The organism is Arthrobacter sp. CAL618, assembly GCF_000468215.1.
In the GTDB taxonomy this organism is placed as follows: Bacteria; Actinomycetota; Actinomycetes; order Actinomycetales; family Micrococcaceae; genus Arthrobacter_D.
Genome location: NZ_ASZW01000125.1, coordinates 1 through 3,346 on the forward strand (window position 1 = coordinate 1; position 3,346 = coordinate 3,346).

The following is a 3,346-nucleotide window of genomic DNA, read 5'->3' on the forward strand; positions in this document are numbered from 1 at the left end:
CCGGGGCGGCGCCAAGCCCCGTCGAGTTCGCCGACTTCACCACCGTGGGCGCGGCCGAGGCGACCCGGCGGCTGCTCGACGCTGCCCCCGGCACCGACGCGATCTTCGCCGCGTCCGACCTGATGGCCGTCGGTGTGCTGGAGGTCCTGCGGTCCCGCGGGCTACGGGTACCCGACGACGTCGCCGTGGTGGGGTATGACAACCACAGCATTGCCGCCCTGGCGTCGCCGGCCCTGAGTACCATCACCCAGCCGATGGTGGAGATGGCAACCAAGGCCGGCGCCATGCTGCTCGAGGAGATTGAGGCTCCCGGCACTCACCCCGACCCGGTGGTCTACCCGGCGGAACTGGTGGTCCGGAGCTCCTCGGCACCAAGGGCCGCCGCCACGAAGGCGTAGTCCCAGGCGACATCCTTCCACCGCTCATACCGTCCGCTCGCACCGCCGTGGCCACCGTCCATCTCGGTCTTCAGCACAATCGGCTCGCTGCCCGTGGTGGTCTCGCGGAGCTTGGCCACCCATTTGGCGGGCTCCACATAGAGCACCCGGGTGTCGTTGAAGCTCGTCACCGCCGCGATCCGCGGGTACCGGGTCGCCTTGATGTTCTCGTAGGGGGTGTACTCCTTCATGTACTGATACACCGCGGGGTCGGTGATCGGGTTGCCCCATTCCTCCCACTCCAGTGCCGAGAGCGGCAGCTCGGGGTCGAGGATGGTGGTCAGTGCGTCGACGAACGGCACCTGTGCCACCACCGCCCTGTACAGGTCGGGTGCCAGATTGGTGATCGCGCCCATCAGCAGCCCGCCAGCGGACCCGCCCATTGCGGCGATCCTGCTGGGATCGACAAAGGGCGACGCCGCCACATGCCGGGTCGCATCGACAAAGTCGGTGAAGGTGTTCTTTTTGTTGAGCTTCTTGCCGCCCTCGTACCAGGTGCGGCCCATTTCTCCGCCGCCCCGGATATGCGCCACCACGAAGACGAACCCGCGGTCCAGCAGCGACAGCCGGGCGATCGAAAAGCCCGGGTCCATGCTGATTTCGTAGCTGCCGTAGGCGTAGACCAGTGCGGGGTTGGCGCCGTCGTCGGCGAGGTCGGCCCGGCGCAGGACGGACAGGGGGATCAGCGTGCCATCAGCCGCTGTGGCCCACTGCCGCTCCGCCGTGTAATCCTCCGGGCGGTAGCCGCCACGCACCTCGGTCTCCTTGCGCAGCAGCAGGCTTCCGGTGTCGAGGACATAGTCGTAGACACGTGGGGGAGTGAAGAAGGAGGTGTAGGAGAGCCTGATGATCGGCGAATCGAACTCGGCGTCGGCCAGGTGGCAGGTGAAGAGCTCTTCATCGAACCTTGGCTCCTCGGGGGCGGGCTGGTCGGCCGCGCCGAGCCCGGCGAGCGGGAGTACCTGGACACGTTCGATAGTGTCCTTGCGGACCGAGACGATCAGGTGGGTGGAGGTGACGGCGACGCCGCCCACCCGGACGGCGTCGTCGTGCGCCACCACCGTGTTCCACCGCTGGTCGGAGAGTGGCTTGGCGAACTCGGACTCCGCGGCCAGGCTGACCATTGAGTTCCGGGCATTCCGGTTGTGCGTGAGCACATAGTGGCGCTCGCCGTCGACCGTTACCGGATCGGCCTCGTAGAGGACCTTTTCACTGCGCGGAATCAGGGTGAGCAGGCCGGCTGACTGGTTGGTCAGGTCCAGCACACGGTACTCGCTGTACTCGGAGCAACCGATGCCGATGAGCAGTTGGGTCCGGTCGGCTGACAGGTCGAAGCCGGTCCACATGGCGACGTCGTCCTCCTGATAGACCACCGTGTCCTGCTCCACCGGGGTGCCGAGCGTATGGGACCTGACCTGGTAGGGGCGCCAGGAATCGTCGACCACCGTGTAAAACACCTGGGTGCCGTCGGGGGAGAAGGCCAGCCCGTAGAAGATGTTCGGCACCACGTCGGGAAGCAGATCACCGGTACGCAGATCCTTGATCCGCAGGGTGAAACGCTCGTCGCCCGCGTTGTCTTCGCAATAGGCCAGGAGGTTCCCGTCCTCGGTAACCGCCAGCCCGCCAAGGGAGAAGAAGGGCTTCCCTTCGGCCTCCGCGTTTCCGTCCAGCATCACCTGTTCGCCCTCAATCGGCTTGCCGGGGACAATCTCCGGTGGCGTCCAGTCGCTGGCGAGATCACCAGTGTCAGTGGCGGCGACCCGGCAGTTGATGGCGTACTGCTTGCCCTCCTCAGTGCGGGCATAATACCACCAGCCCTTCTTGCGGGACGGCACGGACAGATCGGTTTCCTGCGTCCGGTTCTTGATCTCGGTGAAGATGTCCTGCCGGAGCTGTTCCTGGCCAGCGGTCACGGCGTCGGTGTACCTGTTCTCGGCCGTGAGGTGGGCGAGGACCTCGGGGCTTTCCTTTTCCCGCAGCCACTCGTATTCGTCCACGAAGGTATCCGAGTGGTGGGTGCGTTCCGTCGGCACCTTTTTGGCAACGGGAGGGGCGGGGAAGTGCGTCTCTGCAGTCATGGAAACCATCCTGCCAGAGAGTCAGGCGTGCAGGTTTCAGCTGGTCCGGGCGCTGGAATAGCTGAGCTACGCGGCCAGGAAAGCCCCGACTGTGAATATCGCTGCTCCGATGGCCATCAGCCACGGAGCCAAAGCGACCATCACGCGCTCTACCGCACCGTCTTTGTCGTCGGTCGACGCCGCATTGGGTGGCGTGATGACCCCCTCGCTGTTGTTGATCGCCGCTCGGGTCCAGAATCCGGCACCCACTAGAAGGACTCCAGTGATTGTTGCTACTGCGCCCGCGTTGGCTTCCAGCTCGGGAAGGTCAAGCAGCAGAGGGAGGAGCGAGGCGAGGATACCAAGACCAACGACAGCCATCCAGATCGCCAGAAGCCACCACCACTGCTTCACCAACCGAAAGATGTTCTTCACGATCAGCACCATGGATACCCCGAGGACGAGGAACAGTGCGAATTCGGTGCCGGTGAACCTCACCGGCTGTCCCTGTGCGACTGCGGCGATGGCAGGCAGGTAATGCATCAGACCGAAGATTCCGAGCAGAGCCGGCAGCAGCACCGGTGGAAGGCTCTCGTCCGGAGTGTCGGCGAACTCCAGAGCCTGGGCGTAGTCAACTGGGCTCCCAAACGCCTCCTCAGCTGATTCCCCGCTGTCGGCGAGGTGGGATTCGACTGATGCCTTGGCGTCGCCGATGTCCCGTCCGCCGACTCCGCGGTGCGAGAGCTCGAGGACAAAATCCGTCAGCCACTGCTGGTCTTTTTTGGTGTCGGTCACGGGGTGTCTCCGTTCAGATGGGTCAGTGTCCGGGTGGTGAAGGCCTGCCACTCGGCG

At 65.0% G+C, this 3,346-nt stretch carries 3 protein-coding genes; 1 reads left to right on the plus strand and 2 read right to left on the minus strand.

Features of this window, described 5'->3' with window-relative positions:
• On the plus strand, positions 1-398 hold a 398-nt coding region (locus tag K728_RS0107715), incomplete at its 5' end, for a LacI family DNA-binding transcriptional regulator (protein WP_019481851.1).
• Here K728_RS0107715 and K728_RS0107720 read toward each other — a convergent pair.
• Complete coding sequence (locus tag K728_RS0107720; RefSeq protein ID WP_019481850.1) at positions 335-2,515, minus strand: S9 family peptidase; 2,181 nt, start codon at positions 2,513-2,515, stop codon at positions 335-337. The two genes, K728_RS0107715 and K728_RS0107720, sit on opposite strands and share 64 nt — an antisense overlap.
• Before the next feature lie 66 nt (positions 2,516-2,581).
• Positions 2,582-3,346 (minus strand): hypothetical protein (locus K728_RS0107725; protein WP_237742110.1); only part of this gene is annotated, 765 nt, incomplete at its 5' end.

Excerpts from the sequence above, each read along its gene's own strand:
- K728_RS0107720 (WP_019481850.1), bottom strand. The coding sequence starts at position 2,515 with ATGACTGCAGAGACGCACTTCCCCGCCCCTCCCGTTGCCAAAAAGGTG.